This window comes from Sporomusa intestinalis, assembly GCF_055383785.1.
In genome coordinates this window covers 3,262,361-3,283,235 of the sequence record NZ_AP042390.1, presented here as the reverse complement: position 1 = coordinate 3,283,235, position 20,875 = coordinate 3,262,361, and the positions used below count along the sequence as shown (strand labels likewise).

Genomic DNA, 20,875 nt, shown 5'->3' with positions numbered 1-20,875 from the left:
AAAAGAGGGGTGGCATGGATAAAAATCCTTTGGACAGGCAGCCACCTGAAGAGGAAACGGCAGCGGCCGCTCCCGTAACGGAGGCGCGGCCCGTGATTGACCAGCCGAATTTGCAGAAACCGCTGATCAGAAGCGTGGAGATGCTTGTTTCTGCCGGGATGTGGCTGGTTTTTCTCTATTTATTGCAGATATTTGTTACCTCCCTGGCTTGGCTGGCCGGAGGGGTTTTGCTATATGAGCAGACACTGGCCCCGACTCCGGCCGGGCGACAGGAGCTGAAAACGCTGTTAACCGCCATTACGGCCTATGCGGCGGCGGTCTTTGGCGTGTTGTGGATCTGGGCGAACTGGAACTACTGGCGGTATGGGCGCCTCGAGCGCCGCAGGCCGCGGCCGCCGGTGGCAGATGAAACGGTGGCCGGGTATATGGAGGTTTCTATCGACGTGGTGCAGCAGGCGCGCCGGGCGAAGCTGGCGAGGATCTTGCCGCAGCTGTCGGGGCTGACGCTGGAGGTGCTTATGGAAATTAAGGATTGACGGCGCTCTTTTCAAGCAAATCCGGCACCTGATATATGCAAGGCGGTATCGTGGTGGAATGCCGGTCTAAGCAGGCAGTCATACCGGCTGGCAGCTGTACCTTGTAATAACGAAAAGGGGTGTAATCATGAAAAAATATAAATTTTTCTGGGATTTGCTTGGCGTGGAGGACGGCCGGCCGAATTTGGGGACAGCAGTTGATTTGGAATTATACCGGCTGATGCACTTTACCCTGCGGGATGTGCTTGAGGACAAATTCGGCAGAGCGGCAGCGGACGAGGTCTTTTTTGCAGCCGGTAAACTGGCCGGAGCCGAGTTTTACAGCCATTATATTGAGCCGGTTGCCGGCCTGGATGAGTTTATTAACAAGACGCAACAGGCCCTGAAAGAGAAAAACATCGGCATTTTAAAAATAGAAGAGGATTTGGTGGAGCATGGCAGGGTGCTGCTGACAATAGATGAAGACCTGGATTGTTCGGGTCTGCCTGAAACCGATTATGAAACCTGCATCTATGATGAAGGCTTTATTTCGGCTTTGTTTGAACAATTTACCCGGAAAAAGTGGCGGGCGAAAGAGATCGATTGCTGGTGCACGGGAGCCAGGACCTGCCGGTTCATGGTCGAAGAAACAGAATGATTCAGCCTAGCACCGAAAACCAGGAAACGACTGTTGACAGGGAATTAGTGCAACTGCTGCAGACCTTGCTTTGCAGTCCGCGCTTGCCGGCAGAATTAACTATCAGACAGGACCTTGCCAAAGATCCGGAGTTTCAACAGTTATATGCGTATATTTTGGCTTTGCGGGAGTTAAGCTTGGCCCTGCGCAACGGGAATTTACAGTTGTTTGTGGACGGCAAAGGGTTTATCCTGGGCAACCTGAAAGCGCTGCAGGCGAATTTGCGGCATTTAACCTGGCAGACCAAAAGGGTTGCCAAAGGCGATTTCTCGCAAAAGGTGGATTTTCTCGGCGAGTTTTCCGAGGCTTTTAATGAGATGACGGACAATCTGAAGAATATGAACCGGCAATTACAGAAACTGGCCAGTTTGGACAGCCTGACCCAGCTTGCGAACCGGCTGGCCCTGGATCAGTTTCTGGGCGAAGCTTTCGCCCGGGCCCGGGAGCAGGCCGATGATCTCAGTATTTTGATGATTGATATTGATCATTTTAAAAAGGTGAATGATCAATATGGCCATCATGCCGGGGACCGGGTCCTGGCCCAGTTCAGTGAAGTGTTAAAAAAACAGTTTCGGACCACGGACATGCTGGCCCGCTATGGCGGCGAAGAATTTATGGTTGTCCAGCCGAAAACCGGTATTGATCAGGCCGTAAAAATCGGCAACCGGGTTTTGGAAGCCGTGCGGAACGCTAGTTTTCAGCTTGATGACGAACGGCAGTTAGCCGTTACGGTTAGCATTGGCATTAGCTGCGTAACCCCGGCGGACCGAAGTTTCGAGGCGATTGTCAAACGGAGCGATGCCGCTTTATACGAAGCGAAAAATAGTGGCAGGAATCGGTTGTGCGTATTGGCGGGAAACGACAGGCGGCTGTTAAAAAAGAAACTGCATTCCTGACATAGGGTCGAAGATTGACCGCCATATTCTGGGTGTGTTAGGATGAAGATAAATGAATAATGGGAATAGGCATCCTGACGGTGCCGATCCCATCCCTTTTGCAGAATTAGAGGAGCTGGTATTGCACGATGGCGATGAGTAAGCGGTATATGGTAACGACGAAACGGGAATACAGCTACAGTTGCAGCCTGCCGGGGGTATGGCGCGCTGTGGCGCATAACGAAGGCGCCGTGGTCGTGTATCACAGTCCCAAAGCCTGCGGCCACATCGCCCGCCAGATGGAGGTAGGCGGCTATTACTACTCGCTGGCCCGCCGGCACGCAGGGCCGGTGCCGTATACGGCACCCTTGATTACGAGCAATTTACGGGAAGAGCACTCCATCTTCGGCGGTACGGACCAATTGCGCCAGTGTCTTGACCATGTTGTGGAACGGTACAAGCCTGCGTATATTATGATTGCCAACTCCTGCGTGGCCGGTGTGATCGGTGACGATACCCAGGCTATCGCCCGCGAGGCGGAGCGGAAATGGGGGATACCCATGCTGCCTATTGCCGGCAGCGGTTTTTTGGACGGCGAATATCATGGCAGTTTTTACCATGCAGCCCAGGCCCTGGTGGACCGGTTTATGCAGACGCAGCCAACCTGTCCGGACCAGATCACCCTTTTGGGGGACTGCGGCGGTCCCTATGGTGCGTATGCCAAGGAAATCACGGGCCTGCTTAGCCCTTTCGGCCTTCAGGTTCACTGCCGGTTTCCGGGCTATGCCTCGCTGGCAGAGATACGGCGCGTGCCGGCCTCGGCGCTGTGCCTGCCGCTGGGAGGAAGCCCGCATGGGTATTCCTATATGCGCCGCCTGGCTGCCAATTTGCAGGAACAGTTTGCGATTCCCTTTCTTGACCGCGATTATCCTGTAGGCTGGCAGGGTACGAAAATCTGGCTCAAGGAGCTGGCGGCCAGGCTGGGCCAGGAAGGGAAACTAGCACAGGCCGAAGCCGAACAGAATGAGCGGCTGCAAGGACATGTCGCCCAGTGCCGTCCGGCGTTGCAGGGCGTGAAGGTGGTGTTCTGCATTGGCCGGCCACTCTTTGCCGCCGAATTGGCGTGGATCACCGAACTACTGGAATTGGCTGGGGTGAAGCTGACCGGCGTGGTCCTGTTCAGCAGCCTTAGCGCCGAACAGGAAAACACGCTGCGGCAGGAACTCAGCCAATATCCTGCGTATGCGGCCCTGCCCCTGGCCGGGGAACAGGCGGGCGGGCCCCTGCTCCAAGCGGCAGACCTCCTGGTTACGACCCACGAACTGGAGGATGAAACCAAGCGGCAGCTGTTTCTGCCTATGCTGCCGCCCCTGGGAGTGGGCGGTCTGATTTCCCTGTTGGGCAAACTGGCGCGGCTGGCGAAACGGTCCGGGCAGCAGGGAGGGGTTATTTATGGCTGGTAACGAACAATGGAACAATGTGTGCACCGAGGACAACACCTGTGCGTTAACCGGCGCGGCGGCTTTTTTTGCTGGTATTCCCGGGGCTGCGATGGTGGTCAATGGGCCGCTGTGGTGCTATTTTTACGCGCTCCGGTATCTGGAAAAGTCCTGCCCGACGATAAGCAGCCGGCTCTTTTGTACCCAGCCCGGCCATACGGCTATCGTGTACGGCACGGAAGAGTACCTGCTGGAGGTATTGCATTCCCTACGCCAGTCATCCCGTCCGTCGGTGCTGTTCATTGAAAATAGCTGCGCCGTCAGTCTGATTGGCGATGATCTTGCCGGCATTGCCGCGCAGGCGGATCTGCCCTGTCCGGTGGTATGCATCGACAGCGGTGGTTTGGCCGGCGGCTTTTGGGAGGGATACCGGGCGGCCGCCAAGGCGTATCTGGCCGTCTTGCCGCCCCGGCCGCGCGGGGAAATAGCGCCCTCCACTGTGAATATTCTGGGGAGCAGCGTCGGCTATTATAATGCGGCCAACGACCTGCAGGAACTCAAACGCCTGCTGGCCCTGGCCGGGTACCGCGTGCTGGCGTGCCCGGGAGCGGGCAGCAGCACAGAAGAAATAGCGTTCATGACGCGAGCGGAGATAAATCTGGTTATCCATCCGGAACTGGGGCAGGAGATGGCCCTGTTTTTGCAGCGGGAATACGGCATGCCCTATTTGTCGCTGTTGCCGCCATACGGAGTGGAAGGTTCGCTGCACTGGCTGAAAACAATCGGCCAGACGCTGGGGATGGGGGAACAGAACCTCCAAGCTGTGCTGCGGGAAATCGACGGCCTGTATGGCCGGCTCCGCCCGGCTGCGCGGGAATTGCAGCGGCAATGGGGCGAACTGTGGTTTGAACGCACCCTGATAGCCGCACCTTCTTCCGTCGCCCTGGGCCTGGCGCAGGCGCTGGCCGCCGAGTGGGCGGATACCGGTCCGCTTACCGCCGTGCTGCAGGACGGGGCAGCGCCTTACCCAGTCCCGTCCTGCCTGGACGCCGTGGTAAACGGGCAAACCGACAGCTGCGCGATGGAGCGGCTGCTGGCGGAAATGACGGCAGGACTGCTTCTGGCCAGCAGCAATGAGAAAGCTATCCTGCAGCAGCGCCCGGCAGCGGCTGTGGTTTGCCAGACCATCGCCATGCCTGTATACGACGAGGTCATTTTGACGGGGCTGCCGTTTATGGGCCTGCACGGCGCCTGCCATATGACGGAACGGCTGTGGAACCACTATATCCGTTTTTGCCAGCGAAACAAGTAATACAAAAAATTCTCCCCCTTGCTGCAACATGAGGTACTCCGGAAAATGCAAGGCGGAGAGTAGGGATTGTGGATTTTGACCTGCTAAATATCAATTTGGCCTTGCATTCTTCCGGGTCAAGCTGATAAAACCAAAGCCTTTTCATTACTCAGTTGCCGGAGAAAAAGTAACATGAACACTGATAATCTCTGGCTGGCTGCCAATGCGTATCGGTGGGCCCCAGGTTCCATATCCGCAGGAGACAATCACTTGCAGAGAGTTTTTTCGGAGATACCCCCAATCAAGCTCATATATCCTGCCCGTCACCAGGCTATTCAGAAAAAATTGCCCATGATGCGTATGACCCGATAACTGAAGATCTACGCCTTGGTCTGCCGCTTCTTGTAAAGACAGCGGCTGGTGATCGATTAAAAAGATTGGACGATTACGATCTATGTTTTGCATGATCGCGGCTAGTTCTTGCCGTGGCGTCCCCGAGAAGTTTAAACGGGAGGGATCATCCCGCCCAACGATATAAAAGGAATTATTAACCAGAATAAACTCATCAGATAATACTTTTACACCGCCCAGGTTTAACTGCTCTCGTGCCAGTTGCGGTTTTCCCCCGATGTACTCATGATTGCCAAGTACAGCATACATACCGTAGGGCGGCTGTAATTTTTGCAACACCTCAGACATTTTTTTTTCAATGAATAAGTCAACATCCTCATCAATAGTGTCGCCCGCGAAGAGAATAATATCTGGATTTAGCTCATTAATTTGATTTACTAGTGAAAGCAAGCGCGGAGTATCAACGATTTTTCCCAGATGGATATCAGAAACCATGACGATATGCAGCTCGGTTAAAGTGCCGGCAGTTTTGGGGATTTGCACTTCGTAATTTCTAACAACAGGCATCCTTGCGTTCCAAATACCGTACAGCACCAGGGTCAGGGTAAGACATATTACCAGTATCTCTGGCAACGCACGATTATTTATTTTAAATAGTCCGCTAAGCCGCCCCAGGAAAAAGATCGCATCGGCCAGCAACGTGAGCAGCAGGAGGTAATAAAAGGCGGCCAACCAATACGAGCCGATAATGATAAGAAAATTCCCCACGGTAGGCGCAACACTTTCGATAAAACGTCCGCCTGGATAAAAAATGGCCAGCATTCCCAATGTTAGCCAGAACCAGAGAGGTCTCACATTAGGAAGCAAATGATGTAGGGCCGTCCATGCGCGTATGCCGATATAATAATTCAGAATTCCATATATTACCGTGAAGATAGTAATAAAGAATATCATTGATCCGTTCATTGTAATCCGCCTATTTGAGAGATTTTTTATGATTTCAGCTGCGGCGGCATTGACAGAGTCGTTATCCGTCACAGCGAGAAGGGCAACCGGGCGCCAAGTTCGTCGGCCGCTTGCCGGCCGAGTTCTGCATTGCGCGCGCCGGCCGTCCGCGGTCGATTTTTTCCCGCTTTTTATTACAATCTTAAGGTTCCCCTCGGATATTATTTCGATCCACAGCTCGGAAGGAATTCCCACTCTATCTGAACGAACATCAGCGAGCGTGAAATAGGACAAAGGCGAAGTCTTGCTTTCCGTGCTCAGCTTGCTGGCGCACGTAGAGTGCCCGGTTCTACTGAAAAGAAAACAACCCATGAAGCCAGACTGAGCCTGGGTCCTGGGCTGGGGGGGGGGCCTGTCGGTAATTTAAGAAGCATATTTTTCATTAGATGATGCTTATTGACAGCCAGAGCATAACCGCAATTTCTCCGGCTGATTAAATTGCATCTTGAACCTAGATACACCCCTTATTGCCATATTGCTATATTGCTATTGGAGATCTTTCCATATTGGTGAACAAAAAAACTCCGTCTTTCGCCTCTTCTTCCAATTGCAAAAATAACTTCCAGGGCACTGCATAGGTGAAATATTCATCGGGAATTATCTTTCTGGTGAATAAGCGCGCTGACAGATCGAGAAAACCTAAAACAGCACACGGTGTTTCTGCTTCCGCTTGGCGGAAAACATAGGCACCAAGCATTTGACAAGCCGAACCCTGCGGAGTGATGGTCATATTGATACCGTCATGAATGGAACCGGCTAATGTTATTAAGGCTGTAAGCTCCAAAGGGTTTACAGTGAAAATCACAGATTTCGGCACTTCGCCTTCTGTTTCAGAACATTCTTGAAACTGAGGCGATGAGGAACCGGAAGCGTTGCCAAATCGTATCAACAGACGTTTCTGGGGGGTAAAATGGTTAACCAGGTGAACGATGAGGGGAATTTTATTCCTCCTCACCCATTTGGTCAGCGTACTGTTCCAGTTCTGCCAGCATATCAATGAGAAATAGATATTCCTCCTGCGTTAATGAGTCAATTTTTTTCATAATGCGGATATCGAAGGTTTGGTGAAATTCAGAGTGCTGCTGAAAAGCGCTTCGTCCTTTGTCCGTCAGTTCCAAGAGAATATTTTTTTTATTGTTGGCTGCCTGATAACGGTAGATCAGATCTTTTTGTACGAGCTTACGGATGATCTTGGGCAGGGCGCTTTTGGAAATCCCCTGCCGCTCGGCCAGTTCGGTAACGGTTATGCCTGGATACTTGCCAATCATTTCGAGGGTATGAATCTCCGATGGGTACAAGATGCTGTCTGTACCGTATTTCTTTGGCTGCTTTAACACGGCCGACAGTTTCATGGATAACTTGAAGAGGGAATCCAGGAATTTTTTTCTTTGTTCTGCCATTTTTAGACCTCATGTCGTTAACAAATATCTGGTTAAAATTGCTATGAGAATATTGTACACCAGGTGAATGATTTGTCAAGCAATATTTGTTGCCGCCAATGTAAGACCGAGCGGGAGGCCGGAGTTGGTCACACTGTAAGCCAGCGCCGTCAGCGGGCAAACTATTCCGTATACCTAGCAGACAGCCTTGCTTTCACTCACTGAAAAAAGGCACCTTACGCATGGTGAAGTGCCTTTTTTTCGGTGGTCTGACAGGTCTGTGCTATACTGTACCCGGCTGGTTGGGAATGGAAGTTTAATTGCTTGAGAGGGGTTTTGGTCATACGCCTATTTATTACATCAACCTGGCGGTTTATACAGTTTTGGGAATAGTCTCAGCGGCATTCCGGGGATAGTTGCTGCGGTATTAAACTTTTACCTTAATGATGACTTTTTTTACGTTTTCAGGACTTGAAGCCATTATGCACGGCATATGGGCGTCAGTGGGAAAGAAGATAGTAAAAACACCGGGAGACATGTTTATAATTACGCCCTTGCCGTTATCTTGGTAAGATATATTGTCTTGATTTACATCATAGGCCTGTATATTGCCTAAATCAGCAGTATGTTGGCCAAGCATCAGCTCCTGGCCAGCAATGACGATTGGAATTTCGATAAAAGTTTTATGGCTTTCCCAGCGGCCATTTTCTCTTGGCCTTGTCTTCACTGTCAGCACTACTGCGAATACATTATCGCCGTCAATCTCATGCGAACCGGCTGAAAGCCCGGCGAGATCAGTTGCTTGTATATAGTCAATAGCTTTATCTAAATTCTTGTTGATGCCCTTGTAATTTGCAATGCTTTCCAATTTGTCAATTATCAATTGAACGGCCTCCTTGTGGTTGGTTTGAGATATTAACATAGCACAATTTATGTTATATTGTATCGTCACACAGATGCTGATAAGTTAAAGGCAGGTTATTATTTAAGCCTTTGGTGAACAATAACTGATAGACATCCAGGCCGGAAACCCGGAAGGCAGCAGCGCAGCCGCGTAAATACAAACTCCACATGCGGATAAAGCGTTCATCATACTTGGACCGGACAGCCGCAAGCTGTCCGGCGAAGTTTTTATGCCACCGGTCAAGCGTCAGCGCATAGTGCAGCCGCAGGCTTTCGGCGTGCAGCAAGTGAAAATCAAATTGAGGCAATAACCAGACGGTTTCTCTTAATGACGGCACATACCCCCCGGGGAAGATGTATTTACCTATCCAGGCATTACTGGTTTCTTCAAGCAGGCCGGTTATCGTATGTAATAGCGATACTCCGCCAGGTGCCAGAAGCTCATACACCTTACGCATATAGTTTGCCAGGTTTTCCCGGCCTACGTGTTCAAACATCCCCACACTGACTATTTTATCAAAGCATGGCTGGCTTGATTCAAGCTCCTGGTAGTTTATTAAGTGGACATCCACCTGCTGCTCCAACCCCAGATCCTTGATACGCTGCCTGGTACCGTGGTATTGCTCTGTGCTCAGGGTAATCCCGGTAGCCTGCACGTGATATTGCTGGGCCGCTTTAATAATAAGCCAGCCCCAGCCGCTGCCTATGTCCAATAGACGGTCTCCCGCCTTGAGATTTATTTTTTTCAGGATATGATCAATTTTTTGCAATTGGGCCTGGGTTAGGGAATCGTCAGGAGTTTTAAAATAGGCGCACGAATAACTCATGGTCTCATCCAGCCATAGTTTGAAGAAGTCATTACCCAGGTCATAATGATGATGGATATTTCTTTGTTGGGCGGCGGAATCTGATTTGGCCTTCGCTTTTTCATCTGTAGTAATAAGGTTTGCCCGGGGCTGCGTGTTAAGGGTAATGACGCGCAAAACATCGTCCATTGAGCCTTCAATTTCAATGAGGCCATCCATGTAAGCTTCCCCGAACAGCAGCACGGCATCATCACTGCTGAGCCTGAAAGGAGGTTCCTGTTTAAATGTAATTGTAAATGACGGTGGCTCGTTGCCGTACGTCTCTCGGTCGCCATCCCAAAATACGACTTCAAAACCTCCTTGTTTCCATTTGTGTAACAGTAATTTTAAAGCCATTTTCTTTAACATAGGTTTTCCCTCCTCAGAATAATTCGGCAATAAAAGACGCGCCGCTATTTTCGGGGTTCGCTGTAAAGGAACACCCGTCGCCGCAGTGCCGATTGTGCCGGTTCCCGCCGACGGTGCAGGCGTTGCCAGTGGAAGCGCCCGCATGACCAGAGCGAGTAATAGTTTTTATCCTGTCTAATTAAGGCAGTCAGTGTTTCTTTCGTCCCGGCGGTTACACTTTCCTTGCTCTGCTTACCAATATTTTAGAAATGATAAAATGACACAGTTCGCCGGCTAGGAAAGTAAGATAGAGGCCTTTCGCATTAAATACCATTATGGAAAGCAGTAAAAATACCTGTACAAAACCTACACAGCGCAAGGAAGAGATCAGCGTTGCCCAGGCATTCTGTTCAGTGGTTTGGAAGTAGAGAATGTTCATTAGTACAGGCCCCGCAAAAATAAAGCCCAAGGGGTACAGGCGGAACATATGGATGGCTAATGCCGTTAACTCGGGATCGCCTGCATGAAACAGGGAAATGATCTCGCTGCCAAAAAGGAGGCAAGCAGCGGTCCAGACAATGGGGATAATTATGCTGGTACGCATGCCAAGACGATAGACATGAAGAAAAAGCTGTGTATCTCCCTTGCCGTGATAATAGCTCATGATAGGCTGTGCGCCCTGGGTAACGCCGACCAGGATCATTTGGATGAGCGCGCAAACATAGGTAACGATAGAATAGGCTGAAACGCCAATTGTTCCTGCCGAATGAACTAACGCCAGATTGAAGCTGAACGAGATTGTTGACAGCCAAAATTCCATCAGGAAGGAAGCAAGGCCGTTGCTTAACACTCTCTTTATATCACCAAATTGAAATATTGGTTTGCGGATCCGCAGCAACCCTTTTTTGCTCGCAAAATGAGGGATGAAGAGTAGGCCTTGGATCAGAACGGCTATACCGTTTGCCAGGGCGATCATTTCGATTCCATAATGCAGAACGAAAATCAAAATAACGTCAAGAATTATGTTAATTGCCGCGCCTGCAATAGAAACCACCATGACCAGCTTAGGCGCGTCATCATTGCGGATAAAAATAATCAGCCCGAATACGATTAGCTGTACCAGCGCAGAAGGCGCCAGCCATTTCAGGTAGGCGGTGACAGCAGGAAATAATTCTTGATTCGCACCCAAAAACCAGGCCAGATTTTCCCGGAAAACGAACCCCGCCAGAGCCAGCGCAAGACCGATGAGGACCAATAATGCCAGGCATTGACAAAAAATATTGTTTGCTTTGTCGGTATCTCCCTCGCCTTTATAAAAGGAATACACATTGGCGCCGCCTATGCCGACAAGCATGGACAAAGCAATTATCACCATATTGAAAGGCAGCGCGATATTTACCGCCCCGAGCGCAATTTCACCGAGCCCCTGACCGGCGATAATACCATTTAGAACCGTGTAAAAGGCTTCGACGCTCATAGCGATAACGGATGGAATTACATATTTGATAAATTGCTTGTTAATCTGCCTCAAATCTGTGACTTGACCTAACATCTGCTCCCCTCCCGCAATAACGTTGACTTGGTTGATATATACAAGAAAGTATTATAAGCTGTATATATACTATACAGTCAACTCTTGCAAGCAAATAAAAGGGGAAAATATGAGAAATCATTATATGAAAATCAGCGAGTTTGCCCAGGTAACCGGAATTACCCGCAAGAATCTCATATTCTATGACAAGATAGGGCTTCTATCGCCCACAAGGGTAGATAGGCAGAATAATTACCGTTATTATACTTATCAGCAGATTGATACCGCAAATGTCATTACCGTGTTACGGGAAATTAATATGCCGCTGAAAGAAATTAAAGCCTATTTGTGCGGACGCTCACCGGAAAAACTGATTTGTATGCTGGACAGGCAGAAGAAGATCGTGCAGGAAAAAATTAAGGTACTGCTACAAATCAGCGATATGTTGGATACCCGGCTTGATTTGACCAAAAAGGGGCTTGCTGCGAATAGGAAGATAGATTCCATTACCCTAAAGGAGTGTGAAGCAACGCCGATGTTGTTAGGGCCGGAGCTGCCGGCGGATAGCCACATATCGAAGGGGTGGGACTATCTCATAGATTTTTATGAGTTTTGCAGGGAAAACAAGGTGATTCGCGGTTTGCCAACAGGGGTCATCATTTCCCATACAGATTTGATACAGGGAATTTCTCTGCACCCGACCCACTACTACTATCGTCCTGTATCCGGCAGCAGCTATCCCAGCAATGCGCAAAAACCAGGAGGCTTGTATATCATCGGCCAGGAACAGGCGGAGTATGGTATGAGCAGTAATCTATACAATCGTCTTTTTAAGTATATTCAGGATGCCGGTCTAAAAATTTGCGGTAATGCCTATGAGGAATATTTGCTTGATGAAATATCTACGATCGACACCAAGCACTATCTCTTGCAAATAGCGATACATGTCGAAAAATAGAAACCCGTTGCAGGAAGTGCTTCCACAGTGAAGAACCACAGCCCTTGCAGCCAGGCATTGCCTGGCTGCAAGGGCTGTGGAAAATGCTGCGTTGTGGCTGCTGCTTGCCGGTAGCAGCCGCTATCATCGCTTTGCTATTTCGATTTTGGCATTCTGGGGCATATCGCACCCTGCCCGGAATAAAAGCCGGCCGGTTCAGTCTCCTTATCAATGCAGCCAAGGCAACGTCGGCAGGGCTCCGCCTGCATTAACGGGGGAGGGGCTCAGACGGCCGGATATGCCAAATCGTATCGGCATATTCCCCGACTGTGCGGTCGCTGGAAAAACGGCCCGAATGAGCAATATTTGTGACCGCCGCCCGCCAGCGGACATGTTCGTTGCGGAACAGCCGGTCAATCCGCTCCTGTGCTTCCAGATAAGCAGCAAAATCCTGCAGCTCCAAAAAAGCGCCGTTTGGATGCAGCAAATAGTCGTACAGCGGTTTAAATTCGTCGCCAATGACGGGCAGGCTGCCGTCGATCAACTGATTGACACAATTTCTGACCCGTTCATCCTGGTTATAGATGATGAGCGGATCGCACTGGCCTGTTTGATAGCAGGCCGCCGCTTCCCCGGCGTTCAGGCCGAAAATGACAATATTCTCATCGCCCACCGCCTCGCGGATCTCCACATTGGCGCCGTCCAGGGTGCCGACCGTGATCGCGCCGTTCATCATGAATTTCATATTGCCGGTGCCGGAGGCTTCCTTGCCGGCGGTGGAAATCTGCTCGCTGATATCGGCGGCGGGAATAATCCGTTCCGCTAACGATACATTATAGTTTTCCAAAAATACGACCTTTAGCTTATCGTGAATGGCAGGATCGTTGTTGATTTGCTTGGCCAGGGTCACGATCAACTGGATAACTTTTTTGGCCAGATAATAGCCGGGGGCGGCCTTGCCGGCAAAGATAAAGGTGCGGGGCAGCATGGCCAGACCGGGATTGGCTTTCAGCCGCTGGTAAAGTTCCATAATCCGGAGCGCGTTTAAAAGCTGGCGCTTATAGGCATGGATCCGTTTAACCTGTACATCGAACAGAGAACGGGGGTCAAGGGCCAGGTGCTGCGTGTCAAAAATGAATTTGGCCAGGGCCTCTTTCCGTTCCTGTTTCACTGCCGCCAGCTTTTGCTGGAAGGAGGTGCTTCTTGCAAAAGGCAGCAGCTTGGCCAGCGTGTCCGGCCGGTGCAGCCAGCCGGGGCCGATGGTGCCGGTGATTAAGCCGGCCAGGCCGGGATTGGCGGCGAGCAGCCAGCGCCGGTGGGTGATGCCGTTGGTTTTGTTGTTGAATTTTTGCGGTGTATGCTGGTAAAACAGATTCAGCAGGTCGTGTTTGAGGATATCGCTGTGCAGGGCGGCCACGCCGTTAACGCTGTGGCTGCCCGCCACTGCCAGGTGGGCCATCCTGACAAAGCCGTCGGCAATGACGGCCATAGCGGCAATGCGGTCCCAGTCGCCAGGGTAGCGCTGCCACAGCCCGGCGCAGAAACGTTCGTTGATTTCATGGACAATTTCATAGATACGGGGCAGCAGGCTTTGGAACTGGCCCACAGGCCATTTTTCCAGTGCCTCCGGCATGACGGTGTGATTGGTGTAAGAAATGGTATGGGTTGTGATCTCCCAGGCCTCATCCCAGCCCAGGCCTTCTTCATCCATGAGCAGGCGCATCAGTTCGGGAATGGCCAAAGCGGGATGGGTGTCATTAATGTGGATGGCAATCTGGTCGGCCAGCCGCGACAGGTCGGGGCCCTGTTTGCGCTTGATATGGCGGACAATGCTTTGCAATCCGGCCGACACCAGGAAATACTCCTGGACAAGGCGCAGCTGGCGGCCTTCTTCATACCGGTCGTCAGGGTAGAGGATTTTGGAAATGGCTTCCACCCAGTTTTTATATTCCAGCAGGTTGCGAATATCAGCCGGCGTTAAGCTGGAATAATTCACGCTGAAGCCGTCCCGCACCTCGGCGCTCCATAAGCGCAGGGTGTTGACGGTCCGGTTGTCAAAGCCGATGACGGGGATGTCATAAGGGACGGCCTTGACAGCTCCCAGGGGCGGGCCGAACTCTACCAAAACGGCTTTGGCCGCTTTGCGGTATTCCCAGATATTCAGTTCCTTCAGCCAGGTATCCGGTTTTTCCACCTGCACGCCGTCGACAATGGCCTGTTCAAACAGGCCGTAGGTATAGCGGATGCCGCAGCCGTGGCCGGGCAGGCCGAGGGCGGCCAGGGAATCGAGAAAGCAGGCGGCCAGCCGCCCCAGGCCGCCGTTGCCGAGGCCGGCATCGTGTTCGGCGTTTGTCAGTTCGGTGTAATCGATGCCAAGCTCAGCCAGGGCTTCCCGCCAGACCTCCCGGAGGCCGAGATGGCGGAGATTGGTATCCAGCAGGCGGCCCGGCAAGAATTCAATGGAGAAATAGTAAACCTGTTTCTGTCGTTGCTCGTCGTAGCGGCGGGTGGTGTCTACCCAGCGCTGGCCGATGGCGTCCCGGACCAGGCTGGCCAGCGCGGCGTACTGGTCGTGCGTTGAGGCTTCCTCCAGGCTTGTTCCCGCCAGCGTTAATAGCCGGGCTTGTAAGGCAGTTTTGCACTCCTCTTTGGTTAACAATTCATTCGCCTCCTTTAATAAACACGCAGAATCTTCTTTTTTGGCCTATTATGGCTGCAGGCGGCGGTAGACAGCCAGATAGCCGTCCACCGAGCGCCGCCAGCTGTAATCGGCTTTCATCACCTTTTTGACAAGTTTTAGCCAGTTCGTCTCATGGCGATAGAGTGCGAGGGCCTGTCTTAGAGCCGCTGCGAACTCCTGGGCGTTCGCTGTGACAAAAACAAAGCCATTGCCGTCGCCGGTCGTTTCGTTGTAGGGAATGACCGTATCCTTCAGGCCGCCGGTGGCGCGGACCAGGGGCACGCTGCCGTACTGCATGGCCACTAACTGGCTGGTGCCGCACGGCTCCGACAGGGACGGCTGCAAGTAGAGGTCGCTGCCGGCATAAAGCCGGTGGGCAGTAATTTCATCAAAGTGAGTCTGGACATACAGCCGGTCGGGATACTGGCGAGCCATTTCCCGGAGCCGCGTTTCATAATATTCCTCGCCGGAGCCCAGGATGACCCATTGCGCGTTATAATCCATCATAGCGGGCAGAGCTTCCAGCAGGATGTCCAGACCTTTGGCGGGAACGAGGCGGGATATCATGCCAATCAGGGGGAGTTCCGGCTGGACCGGCAGGCCGAAAAATTCCTGCAGTTTCGTTTTATTCTGTCGTTTGCGTTTTGCTGACCGCCAGGTGTAGGGCGTGTCAATCAGTGCATCGCTGCCGGGGTTATAGATGTCATAATCAATTCCGTTTACAATGCCGGTCAGGTCGGCCTGCCGCTCGCGGAGGATGCTGTCGAGGCCCCGGCCGCCTTCAGGGGTGGTGATTTCCCAGGCGTAAGTGGGACTGACGGTCGTCAGGGCGTCGGCAAAGACGATACCAGCCTTTAAATAGCTGACGGCGCCGTGAAATTCCAGCAGATCGCTGGTGAAATAGTATTCAGTGTCCAACTCCAGTAGATCGGCGAGCACCGAGCGGTCAAAGCAGCCCTGGTATTCAATGTTATGGATGGTTAGTAGCGTCTTCAGCTGCGAATAGCCGTCCAGGCCGGCATATCTGGCCTTTAGCAGCAGGGGCAGGATGGCGGTGTGCCAGTCGTGGCAGTGCAGGACATGGGGCGTAAAGTCAAGCCGGGGCAGGGCAGCCAAAACCGCCCGGCAGAAGTAAGTGAAGCGTTCGGCGTCATCTGGCCAGCCATAGAGCTCCTGACGGTTAAAATAGTAGTCATTATCCACGAAATAAAAGATCACGCCGCCGTGTTCCAGCGTCCAGAGGCGGTAGGGTTGTTTGCGCCAGCCAAGCTCAATATCAAAGCCTGAGAGCAGCGTCATGGCCTGCTGCCAGGCGGCCGGGATAGCGCTGAATTTGGGAAGAATGACCCGCGCATCCACGCCTTGCCGGCTTAGTTCCCGGGCCAGCGAGCCAATCATGTCGCCCATGCCGCCGGACTTGACAAAGGGAAAGCTTTCTGTCGCGATGAGGAGAACCGGTTTCATTGGAGTCACCTGCGCTTTCTTAACATATTTGTATATTATAAACGGCGGATTAGCGCTCGTTTCTTTACTGGTTTTACAGACAAACGGGCTGGTCTGGCAGGGAGACAGAGCCCGGCAGGAAGCAGGAGCGCGAGCAAAGCAGGGAGAAATACGTGGTCGGAAATAGTTGATACAGAAACCAGGAACTTGCCTGCTTGTTCATAATTCACCTCTTTTCTTAGCCCCGGTTAGGGAGGCGCGTGAGCAGGGGGCCGCCGGCTTCCCGGCAAATAATGCCGAAAGTGGCTAAAATAGCCATAGCACGCAGGCATACTATGGCTATTGACTTTGATCCGGCGGTTACCGTCTTTTTATTTCGAAAGAGGTTCGGGTTTATCTGTTGTCTATGAATTCGCTGGCTGCCCGCCGGATTTTGCCGGCGTACCCTGCGGCGGCGTATGGCTGGGCTCGGCTTTATACCAGGCGGCATACATAACCGGGAGCACAATCAGCGTCAACACGGTGGCGCCGAACAGGCCGCTGGCGATGGCTACCGCCATGGGACCCCAGAAGATGCTGGACACCAGCGGAATCATGCCTAAGATGGCCGCCGCCGCCGTCAGCAGGATGGGGCGGAAGCGGATGACCGTTGCGTTAATGATGGCATTCCAGAGTGTTTCCCCGGCTGCCAGCTGCTGGTCAATCTGATCCATTAAAATGACCGAGTTGCGCATGATGATACCGGCCAGAGCCAGGATGCCCAACTGTACGACAAAGCCCATAGGCCGTCCGGTCAGGAAGAGACCGGCAGCCACGCCGATGATGCCAAGCGGCGCGGTCAGCAGAGTCAGCACCATTTTGGGGATGCTTTGCAGTTGGAACATCAATAAAATCATAATGGTAATCAGCATGGCCGGTACCGGCTCCGCAATATATCCAACTCCCTCAATGCTGCTTTCCTTCGGACCGTCGTACTCGATGCTATACCCCGGCGGCAGGCTGGCGCGCAGCTCGGCCAGGCTGTTATAAACCTGCTCGGCCACATCATCGCCGGTAACACCTGGCTTGATTTCGGACTGTACGAGAATCATCGGCTTCAAATCACGGCGGTAAACCAGGCCGTCCTCGGTCGCAAAACTAATATCGGCAATTTGATCGAGCGGCACATAGCTGCCGTTGCCGATATGGATATTCAGGTCCTTCATCCGGGACGGGTCATTGCGGTCGCCGGCGTCATAGCGGAAGACCAGGCTGACGGTTTTGTCATTTTCCCGGAATTCGGCGATCGGGGCTCCGGACAACTGGGTTTGCAGTGCCGTCGCTAACGCCCGGGAGGTGACGCCTAGTTTGCGGGCCTTGTCCTGGTCAATGTTAAGATGCATGACTTTGCTTTTTTCCGACCAGTTCAGGTTGACATTTTTTGTTCCGGGATTGCCTTCCATAGCGGTCGCGACCTTCTTTGCCAATTCCCGGACGGTATCGTGGTCATAGCCCATTACGCGCAGCATGACCGGATAATCGGCCGAAGGGCCGAGCGCGATGACCTTGGTATGGGCGTGGACAGTGGGAAACTGCTCGTTTAACAGCTGGCTGAGGTCAGCGTGCAGTTCGTCCCGGGCGGTGTGGTCCTTGGCGACAATGATAAATTCGGAGAAGTTCGGCTTATTGAAGGTCGGTTCGAAGGTCAGGACAAAGCGGGGTGCCCCTTCGCCGACATGATAGGTGTAATAAGCAATCCGCGGGTCGTCCTGAATTTTTTCGGCAAACAGCCGGGCCACCTCTTCGGTGTTTTTTATTGATGCGCCTTCCTGCAGGGTCAACTGAATGACGAGTTCCGGCCGGGAAGAGGCGGGGAAGAATTCCTGCTTTACCAAGCCCAGTAAGCCAATGCCGCCGATAAAAGCAGCCGCGGTGGCGATGAGTACGACTTTACGGTGCAGCAGGCACCAGGTCAGCGCCTGTTTAAACATACGGTAGAATTTAGTGTCGTATAGGGCATGTTCGTCCGCTCCGTCTGCTTTCGGTTTGATTTTAATAAACAGATACCCCAGCAGGGGCGTGGCCGTGCCGGCTACGATCCAGGACGCGAGCAAAGCGATGGTTACCACCGAAAAGATGGTTTCGCAAAACTCGGACGCGCTGCCTTGGGCAAAGCCGACCGGGATAAAACCGGCGCAGGTCACCAGTTCCCCGGTTAAGCGGGGATAGGCGGTGGAGGTGTAGGCGTAGCAGGCGGCATTGAACCGGGTCCAGCCCTGTTCCAGTTTGACCACCATGCTTTCGATGGTGATAATGGCGTCATCCACTAGCAGCCCCAGGGCGATAATGAGCGCACCCAGCGAAATTCTTTGCAGGTCGATGCCCAGGAGATTCATAAACGTAAAAACAATGGCGATAACCAGGGGAATGCACAGGGCGACAATGAGGCCCGACTGTACCCCCAGGCTGATAAAGCTGACAATCAGGACAATGACGATGGCTTCGGCCAGGGATTTAACGAACTCGTCAATCGAGTTTTCCACGACCTTCGGCTGATTGACCGTCTGGTGGAGCTCCAGCCCGGCCGGCAAATCCTGTTCAATTTTGGCAAGTGTTTTTTCCAGATTTTCGCCCAGCGTGAGAATATTGCCGCCCGGCTCCATGGCCAGTGAAATGCCAAGCGCCGGCTGGCCGTTATAATAAAATTGAGGGTCGGTCGGTTCGGCGTAGGCCCGGGTGACTTTCGCAATATCCGCCAAACGGAAGGTGCGTTCATTGGCCTGAATGGGAAGACTCTTGATATCCCCCAGATTCTCGAACATGCCGGTAACCCGTAAATACATATTGTCAGAGGCGGTTTCCAGCATGCCGGACGCGGCCATGGCGTTTTGCGCCTGCAGTGTGGCAGTGACGATACCGGGGTCGATGCCCAACTGCGCCATTTTGCTATTTTCGATTTCAATATAAATTTTTTCAGTTTGCACTCCCAGCAGCTGGACTTTTTTGACGCTGGGGACATCCAGCAGAATTCGGCGGATCTTTTCCGCTTTTTCCCGCATTTCTTCATAGGTGTAGCCGTCGCCGGTTAACGCATAAACAACACCGTACACCTCGTCGAACCGGTCGTTAAATGCCGGCTCGGTTACACCGTCGGGCAGCGTGCCTTTCATGTCGTTGACCATATTGCGGGCTTCCAGCCAGCGGGCGCGGATCTCTTCTTGCGGCACGGTGTCCTTTAAATGAACATAAATAACAGTCTGGCCGGGCGTGGAGTAACTTTTGAGATACTTAAGCCCAGGCAGGTCCTGCAGTTTTTTTTCAATCTTATCGGTAACCTGTTCTTCCATCTGGCGGGCGGTGGCTCCCGGCCAGGCAGCGCTGACGATCATTTGCTTGATGGTGAAATCAGGATCTTCCATTCGTCCCAGGTTTTTATAGGAAAAAATGCCGGCGGCAAAGAAGAGGGCGATGAAAAAATAAATAAATTGTTTGTGATTAAGCGACCATTCGGTGAGGTTGAAGTTTTTCACAGCGAATCACCGCCTGGTTTTACCCGTTGGCCTTCCTTCAGCTTGTGGACGCCGGCGGTCACAATGCGGTCGCCGGGCTGCAGGCCGCTGAGGACTTCAACGGTCCCGTTGCCGAAACGGCCGACAGTAACCGGACGCAGGGTCAGCGCCTCGTCTTTTACCACCCAAACAGCGGGGGTATCGCCGGTTTCCTGGTATATCGCCGCCAGGGGAATATTCACAGCCTGCTGGGCTTTGTCGCCGCGGACGGTAACGGTGGCGGTCATGCCTAATTTGATTTCCGGAGGCAGGTCTGCCAGACTGACGCGGACTTTGAAGGTCCGCGTGATCGCATCGGCCATGGGCGCAATTTCCCTTACCGTGCCGTCCACTGTCAAATGGGGCAGCGCCCAAAAAGCGACAGTTAGCTTAGCCGCATGGCGCAGCTCTTCGATGCGGTTTTCCGGCACGCTGATTTCGACTTCCCGTTCGCCGTCCTGCACGATGGTCACAATCGTTTGGCCGGCGCTGACCACTTGCCCTATTTCCGCTGCGATGCTGGCTATCACTCCCGGCTTGTCGGCTGTCAGCAGGGTATAGTCAAGCTGGTTAAAGCCTTGCGTATACTGTGCCTGAGCCTGCCGCACCCCGGCGAGGGCTACGTTATAGGCGCTTTCGTACTGATCGTATTGAGACTGGCTGACCGCGCCGCCAGCCAGTAATTCCCGGTACCGTTTGAGATCACTTTCCGCCAGTTGCAGCCTTGACTCGGCCGAAGCCACCTGCGCGGAATAATTATTGACCGTTTGGGCCACATCCTTGGCGTCGATTTGCAGAAGCACATCGCCGGCTTGTACCGTACTCCCCAGCTGGACGTTTCTTTTGATAATTTTGCCGCCGACCTGAAAGGCCAGCTGGCTTTCGTAGCGGCCGCGCACTTCGCCGGCGTAGGTATAGCCCTGGGAAGCGGCGACGGCGTCAATTACCGCTGTGCGTACGAACGGGATCGCCTCCGCAGCCGCAGGCGGCTGACTGTGCTGTTGCCAGAGAATGCCGCCGCTGATGCCCATGACGGCCAGTGCGGCTGCCAAAACATAGTACAATTTTTTTCCGGATAACTGGCTGAACGAGTTTATAAATTTCATTAT

General features: G+C 52.6%; 16 protein-coding genes. 6 read left to right on the top strand and 10 right to left on the bottom strand.

Translation table 11 applies throughout. The annotated features are described in order from the left end of the window. Positions 1 to 14 precede the first annotated feature (14 nt). The 5 genes from pgaD (at position 15) to ACZ481_RS15560 (ending at position 4,838) form a co-directional block, all read left to right on the top strand. Positions 15 to 536: a poly-beta-1,6-N-acetyl-D-glucosamine biosynthesis protein PgaD gene (gene pgaD / locus ACZ481_RS15580; protein WP_464766268.1), complete on the top strand. Its 522-nt coding sequence runs from the start codon at positions 15 to 17 to the stop codon at positions 534 to 536. 127 nt (positions 537 to 663) lie between these two features. Next, positions 664 to 1,173, top strand: a complete 510-nt coding sequence (locus tag ACZ481_RS15575; protein ID WP_464766267.1) for a V4R domain-containing protein — start codon at positions 664 to 666, stop codon at positions 1,171 to 1,173. Further along, the gene (locus tag ACZ481_RS15570) at positions 1,170 to 2,108 is read left to right on the top strand and encodes a GGDEF domain-containing protein (RefSeq protein ID WP_464766266.1); all 939 of its coding nucleotides are present in this window, start codon (positions 1,170 to 1,172) and stop codon (positions 2,106 to 2,108) included. The genes ACZ481_RS15575 and ACZ481_RS15570 overlap by 4 nt, the downstream gene beginning before the upstream one ends. A gap of 134 nt (positions 2,109 to 2,242) precedes the next feature. Beyond that, entirely contained in the window at positions 2,243 to 3,550 is a 1,308-nt protein-coding gene (locus ACZ481_RS15565) for a nitrogenase component 1 (RefSeq protein WP_464766265.1), read from the top strand. Continuing rightward, positions 3,540 to 4,838 (top strand): nitrogenase component 1, encoded by a 1,299-nt coding sequence (locus ACZ481_RS15560; protein ID WP_464766264.1) that lies wholly within the window; start codon positions 3,540 to 3,542, stop codon positions 4,836 to 4,838. The genes ACZ481_RS15565 and ACZ481_RS15560 overlap by 11 nt, the downstream gene beginning before the upstream one ends. A 144-nt stretch (positions 4,839 to 4,982) precedes the next feature. On the opposite strand, the gene ACZ481_RS15555 is transcribed toward ACZ481_RS15560, so the two are convergent. The 6 genes from ACZ481_RS15555 to ACZ481_RS15530 all read right to left on the bottom strand — a co-directional run bounded on the left by ACZ481_RS15555 (position 4,983) and on the right by ACZ481_RS15530 (position 11,125). Next, positions 4,983 to 6,206 carry a metallophosphoesterase gene (locus tag ACZ481_RS15555; RefSeq protein ID WP_464766263.1) on the bottom strand — a complete coding sequence of 408 codons (1,224 nt, stop codon included), beginning with the start codon at positions 6,204 to 6,206 and terminating at the stop codon, positions 4,983 to 4,985. Positions 6,207 to 6,651: 445 nt separating this feature from the next. Next, the gene (locus ACZ481_RS15550) at positions 6,652 to 7,128 is read right to left on the bottom strand and encodes a DUF169 domain-containing protein (protein WP_464766262.1); all 477 of its coding nucleotides are present in this window, start codon (positions 7,126 to 7,128) and stop codon (positions 6,652 to 6,654) included. Next, positions 7,115 to 7,573, bottom strand: a complete 459-nt coding sequence (locus ACZ481_RS15545) for a MarR family winged helix-turn-helix transcriptional regulator (protein WP_464766261.1) — start codon at positions 7,571 to 7,573, stop codon at positions 7,115 to 7,117. Before ACZ481_RS15545 ends, ACZ481_RS15550 begins: the two co-directional genes overlap by 14 nt. 406 nt (positions 7,574 to 7,979) lie before the next feature. Next, the gene (locus ACZ481_RS15540; RefSeq protein ID WP_464766260.1) at positions 7,980 to 8,435 is read right to left on the bottom strand and encodes a NanQ anomerase/TabA/YiaL family protein; all 456 of its coding nucleotides are present in this window, start codon (positions 8,433 to 8,435) and stop codon (positions 7,980 to 7,982) included. Positions 8,436 to 8,487: 52 nt separating this feature from the next. Then, positions 8,488 to 9,669 carry a class I SAM-dependent methyltransferase gene (locus ACZ481_RS15535; RefSeq protein ID WP_464766259.1) on the bottom strand — a complete coding sequence of 394 codons (1,182 nt, stop codon included), beginning with the start codon at positions 9,667 to 9,669 and terminating at the stop codon, positions 8,488 to 8,490. Positions 9,670 to 9,880: 211 nt separating this feature from the next. Then, a complete protein-coding gene (locus ACZ481_RS15530; RefSeq protein WP_464770640.1) occupies positions 9,881 to 11,125 on the bottom strand; it encodes an MATE family efflux transporter in 1,245 nt (414 codons plus the stop codon). A 184-nt stretch (positions 11,126 to 11,309) separates the two neighbouring features. Here ACZ481_RS15530 and ACZ481_RS15525 point away from each other — a divergent pair, with 184 nt between their 5' ends. Further along, positions 11,310 to 12,137 carry a MerR family transcriptional regulator gene (locus tag ACZ481_RS15525; protein WP_464766258.1) on the top strand — a complete coding sequence of 276 codons (828 nt, stop codon included), beginning with the start codon at positions 11,310 to 11,312 and terminating at the stop codon, positions 12,135 to 12,137. 247 nt (positions 12,138 to 12,384) lie between these two features. On the opposite strand, the gene ACZ481_RS15520 is transcribed toward ACZ481_RS15525, so the two are convergent. From ACZ481_RS15520 to ACZ481_RS15505, 4 genes are all read right to left on the bottom strand, one after another. Next, positions 12,385 to 14,775, bottom strand: coding sequence for a glycogen/starch/alpha-glucan phosphorylase (locus tag ACZ481_RS15520; RefSeq protein WP_464766257.1), 2,391 nt, complete (start codon positions 14,773 to 14,775; stop codon positions 12,385 to 12,387). Positions 14,776 to 14,823: 48 nt separating this feature from the next. Further along, the gene (glgA, locus tag ACZ481_RS15515; protein ID WP_464766256.1) at positions 14,824 to 16,260 is read right to left on the bottom strand and encodes a glycogen synthase GlgA; all 1,437 of its coding nucleotides are present in this window, start codon (positions 16,258 to 16,260) and stop codon (positions 14,824 to 14,826) included. Between the two features lie 383 nt (positions 16,261 to 16,643). Next, complete coding sequence (locus ACZ481_RS15510) at positions 16,644 to 19,748, bottom strand: efflux RND transporter permease subunit (protein WP_464766255.1); 3,105 nt, start codon at positions 19,746 to 19,748, stop codon at positions 16,644 to 16,646. After that, positions 19,745 to 20,872 carry an efflux RND transporter periplasmic adaptor subunit gene (locus ACZ481_RS15505; RefSeq protein WP_464766254.1) on the bottom strand — a complete coding sequence of 376 codons (1,128 nt, stop codon included), beginning with the start codon at positions 20,870 to 20,872 and terminating at the stop codon, positions 19,745 to 19,747. The genes ACZ481_RS15510 and ACZ481_RS15505 overlap by 4 nt, the downstream gene beginning before the upstream one ends. Between the last annotated feature and the right edge of the window lie 3 nt (positions 20,873 to 20,875).

Bases quoted from the DNA above. Each gene is read 5' to 3' on its own strand.
- glgA (WP_464766256.1), bottom strand. From the start codon at position 16,260: ATGAAACCGGTTCTCCTCATCGCGACAGAAAGCTTTCCCTTTGTCAAG.
- ACZ481_RS15535 (WP_464766259.1), bottom strand. From the start codon at position 9,669: ATGTTAAAGAAAATGGCTTTAAAATTACTGTTACACAAATGGAAACAA.
- ACZ481_RS15565 (WP_464766265.1), top strand. From the start codon at position 2,243: ATGAGTAAGCGGTATATGGTAACGACGAAACGGGAATACAGCTACAGT.
- ACZ481_RS15570 (WP_464766266.1), top strand. From the start codon at position 1,170: ATGATTCAGCCTAGCACCGAAAACCAGGAAACGACTGTTGACAGGGAA.
- pgaD (WP_464766268.1), top strand. From the start codon at position 15: ATGGATAAAAATCCTTTGGACAGGCAGCCACCTGAAGAGGAAACGGCA.
- ACZ481_RS15575 (WP_464766267.1), top strand. From the start codon at position 664: ATGAAAAAATATAAATTTTTCTGGGATTTGCTTGGCGTGGAGGACGGC.
- ACZ481_RS15530 (WP_464770640.1), bottom strand. From the start codon at position 11,125: ATGAGCGTCGAAGCCTTTTACACGGTTCTAAATGGTATTATCGCCGGT.
- ACZ481_RS15560 (WP_464766264.1), top strand. From the start codon at position 3,540: ATGGCTGGTAACGAACAATGGAACAATGTGTGCACCGAGGACAACACC.
- ACZ481_RS15505 (WP_464766254.1), bottom strand. From the start codon at position 20,872: ATGAAATTTATAAACTCGTTCAGCCAGTTATCCGGAAAAAAATTGTAC.
- ACZ481_RS15525 (WP_464766258.1), top strand. From the start codon at position 11,310: ATGAGAAATCATTATATGAAAATCAGCGAGTTTGCCCAGGTAACCGGA.
- ACZ481_RS15545 (WP_464766261.1), bottom strand. From the start codon at position 7,573: ATGGCAGAACAAAGAAAAAAATTCCTGGATTCCCTCTTCAAGTTATCC.